The following is a 2,995-nucleotide window of genomic DNA, read 5'->3' as shown; positions in this document are numbered from 1 at the left end:
AGGTTAAGTTAGAAAGGGCGCACGGTGGATGCCTTGGCACTAGGAGCCGATGAAGGACGGTACTAACACCGATATGCTTCGGGGAGCTGTAAGTAAGCTTTGATCCGGAGATTTCCGAATGGGGAAACCCTCCATCCGTAATGGGATGGAACCCTTGCCTGAATACATAGGGCATTGGAGGCAGACCCGGGGAACTGAAACATCTAAGTACCCGGAGGAAGAGAAAGCAAACGCGATTCCCTGAGTAGCGGCGAGCGAAACGGGATTAGCCCAAACCAGGAGGCTTGCCTCCTGGGGTTGTAGGACACTCTACACGGAGTTACAAAGGAACGGAGTAAATGAACAGGCATGGAAAGGCCGGCCATAGAGGGTAACAGCCCCGTAGTTGAAACTTCGTTCCCTCCAGAGTGGATCCTGAGTACGGCGGGACACGTGAAATCCCGTCGGAAGCAGGGAGGACCATCTCCCAAGGCTAAATACTCCCTAGTGACCGATAGTGAACCAGTACCGTGAGGGAAAGGTGAAAAGCACCCCGGAAGGGGAGTGAAACAGATCCTGAAACCGTGTGCCTACAAGTAGTCAAAGCCCTATGACCTTCGGGTCAGGGTAATGGCGTGCCTTTTGTAGAATGAACCGGCGAGTTACGATTACATGCGAGGTTAAGTTGAACAGACGGAGCCGCAGCGAAAGCGAGTCTGAATAGGGCGAATGAGTATGTGGTCGTAGACCCGAAACCAGGTGATCTACCCATGTCCAGGGTGAAGTCCAGGTAACACTGGATGGAGGCCCGAACCCACGCACGTTGAAAAGTGCGGGGATGAGGTGTGGGTAGCGGAGAAATTCCAATCGAACTTGGAGATAGCTGGTTCTCTCCGAAATAGCTTTAGGGCTAGCCTCATGTTGTAAGAGTCTTGGAGGTAGAGCACTGTTTGGACTAGGGGCCCCCATCGGGTTACCGAATTCAGACAAACTCCGAATGCCAAAGACTTATCCATGGGAGTCAGACTGCGAGTGATAAGATCCGTAGTCAAAAGGGAAACAGCCCAGACCACCAGCTAAGGTCCCAAAGTATACGTTAAGTGGAAAAGGATGTGGAGTTGCTTAGACAACCAGGATGTTGGCTTAGAAGCAGCCACCATTTAAAGAGTGCGTAATAGCTCACTGGTCGAGTGACTCCGCGCCGAAAATGTACCGGGGCTAAACGTATCACCGAAGCTGTGGGTGGACACCATCAGGTGTCCGCGGTAGGAGAGCGTTCTAAGTGCATCGAAGTCAGACCGCAAGGACTGGTGGAGCGCTTAGAAGTGAGAATGCCGGTATGAGTAGCGAAAGATGGGTGAGAATCCCATCCACCGAATGCCTAAGGTTTCCTGAGGAAGGCTCGTCCGCTCAGGGTTAGTCGGGACCTAAGCCGAGGCCGAAAGGCGTAGGCGATGGACAACAGGTTGATATTCCTGTACCACCTCTTTACCGTTTGAGCAATGGGGGGACGCAGGAGGATAGGGTAAGCGCGCTGTTGGATATGCGCGTCCAAGCAGTTAGGCTGCAAACGAGGCAAATCCCGTTTGCATCAGGCTGAGCTGTGACGGCGAGGGAAATTTAGTACCGAAGTTCCTGATTCCACACTGCCAAGAAAAGCCTCTAGCGAGGGAAAAGGTGCCCGTACCGCAAACCGACACAGGTAGGCGAGGAGAGAATCCTAAGGTGAGCGAGAGAACTCTCGTTAAGGAACTCGGCAAAATGACCCCGTAACTTCGGGAGAAGGGGTGCTTTTTAGGGTGAATAGCCCGGAAAAGCCGCAGTGAATAGGCCCAGGCGACTGTTTAGCAAAAACACAGGTCTCTGCGAAGCCGCAAGGCGAAGTATAGGGGCTGACGCCTGCCCGGTGCTGGAAGGTTAAGAGGAGGGGTTAGCGCAAGCGAAGCTCTGAATCGAAGCCCCAGTAAACGGCGGCCGTAACTATAACGGTCCTAAGGTAGCGAAATTCCTTGTCGGGTAAGTTCCGACCCGCACGAAAGGCGTAACGATCTGGGCACTGTCTCAACGAGAGACTCGGTGAAATTATAGTACCTGTGAAGATGCAGGTTACCCGCGACAGGACGGAAAGACCCCGTGGAGCTTTACTGCAGCCTGATATTGAATTTTGGTACAGCTTGTACAGGATAGGTAGGAGCCTTTGAAGCCGGAGCGCCAGCTTCGGTGGAGGCATTGGTGGGATACTACCCTGGCTGTATTGAAATTCTAACCCGCGCCCCTGATCGGGGCGGGAGACAGTGTCAGGCGGGCAGTTTGACTGGGGCGGTCGCCTCCTAAAAAGTAACGGAGGCGCCCAAAGGTTCCCTCAGAATGGTTGGAAATCATTCGCAGAGTGTAAAGGCACAAGGGAGCTTGACTGCGAGACCTACAAGTCGAGCAGGGACGAAAGTCGGGCTTAGTGATCCGGTGGTTCCGCATGGAAGGGCCATCGCTCAACGGATAAAAGCTACCCCGGGGATAACAGGCTTATCTCCCCCAAGAGTCCACATCGACGGGGAGGTTTGGCACCTCGATGTCGGCTCATCGCATCCTGGGGCTGTAGTCGGTCCCAAGGGTTGGGCTGTTCGCCCATTAAAGCGGTACGCGAGCTGGGTTCAGAACGTCGTGAGACAGTTCGGTCCCTATCCGTCGTGGGCGCAGGAAATTTGAGAGGAGCTGTCCTTAGTACGAGAGGACCGGGATGGACGCACCGCTGGTGTACCAGTTGTCTTGCCAAAGGCATCGCTGGGTAGCTATGTGCGGAAGGGATAAGTGCTGAAAGCATCTAAGCATGAAGCCCCCCTCGAGATGAGATTTCCCATAGCGTCAAGCTAGTAAGATCCCTGAAAGATGATCAGGTTGATAGGTCTGAGGTGGAAGCGTGGTGACACGTGGAGCTGACAGATACTAATAGATCGAGGACTTAACCACATTTGATTGCTTTGTAATTCTTCTTCTGCATTATCTAGTTTTGAGGGAA

At 53.3% G+C, this 2,995-nt stretch carries 1 rRNA gene; it reads left to right on the top strand.

The features are described 5' to 3' along the window. Window position 1 precedes the first annotated feature (1 nt). Window positions 2-2,946, top strand: a 23S ribosomal RNA gene (locus ABU165_RS25070). Window positions 2,947-2,995 lie beyond the last annotated feature (49 nt).

The sequence above is a fragment of the Cytobacillus sp. T106 genome, from assembly GCF_040492155.1.
In the GTDB taxonomy this organism is placed as follows: Bacteria; Bacillota; Bacilli; order Bacillales; family Cytobacillaceae; genus Bacillus_AB; species Bacillus_AB infantis.
Note: the sequence above shows the minus strand (reverse complement) of the source record. Positions and strands in the feature narration are given on the sequence as shown.